The following is a 537-nucleotide window of genomic DNA, read 5'->3' as shown; positions in this document are numbered from 1 at the left end:
ATATTCAGCCCGGCCTTTAATCTCACCCACTTCACCGCTGATGTTGATTTTGACAGCTTGCTTTAAATTATATCTGAACATTGTATTTTTCCTGTTTCTGATAGATATCTCATTGATTTTTCCGAGGCCGTCACTTTGGGGACGGCTTACCAGAGCTGTATTTACTCGCCCACGCCTTAGCAATGTGCAAACAATCATCGTACATCTTGCCCTTCCGACTCGCTGACGAACTGCGACGATAGTGATCGACTGCCTTGTCACTTGCCATTCCTGCTATAGATGAAGAAAAGCCGAGTCTGGTTAACTCGGCCTGTATATTCTTCTCAATAAATTGTTCGTGGTTCATGTGCAACCTCCTTTGCACCTCCCCCAACCAACCCGAGAGCCATCTGACCAATATCATTGATCAGCCTTTCAGCTTTATTGAGAGTAACCAGGTCATCTTGTCGCTTTCTTAGTCTGCGACCTGCATCAGATGAATCTTCATCAGACGCCCTTTTTGCCAGAACAAGCATGTCTTGCAGTTGCTGGATGGTA

1 protein-coding gene and 1 pseudogene are annotated in these 537 nt (G+C 45.4%); both read right to left on the bottom strand.

Going from position 1 to position 537, the window contains the following annotated elements; all coding sequences use genetic code 11:
• Positions 1-130: 130 nt before the first annotated feature.
• Positions 131-346, bottom strand: a complete 216-nt coding sequence (locus tag C5469_RS24720; protein ID WP_166311044.1) for a hypothetical protein — start codon at positions 344-346, stop codon at positions 131-133.
• Positions 324-537, bottom strand: a pseudogene (locus tag C5469_RS24715) (Rha family transcriptional regulator); the annotation flags it as partial. The pseudogene C5469_RS24715 and the gene C5469_RS24720, both read right to left, overlap by 23 nt.

The organism is Photorhabdus cinerea (assembly GCF_011189575.1).
Lineage (GTDB): Bacteria > Pseudomonadota > Gammaproteobacteria > Enterobacterales > Enterobacteriaceae > Photorhabdus > Photorhabdus cinerea.
The sequence above is the reverse complement of the archived record's forward strand: the minus strand, read 5'-3'. Positions and strand labels throughout refer to the sequence as shown.

Coding starts and splice junctions, on each gene's coding strand:
- C5469_RS24720 (WP_166311044.1), bottom strand. CDS start 346: ATGAACCACGAACAATTTATTGAGAAGAATATACAGGCCGAGTTAACC.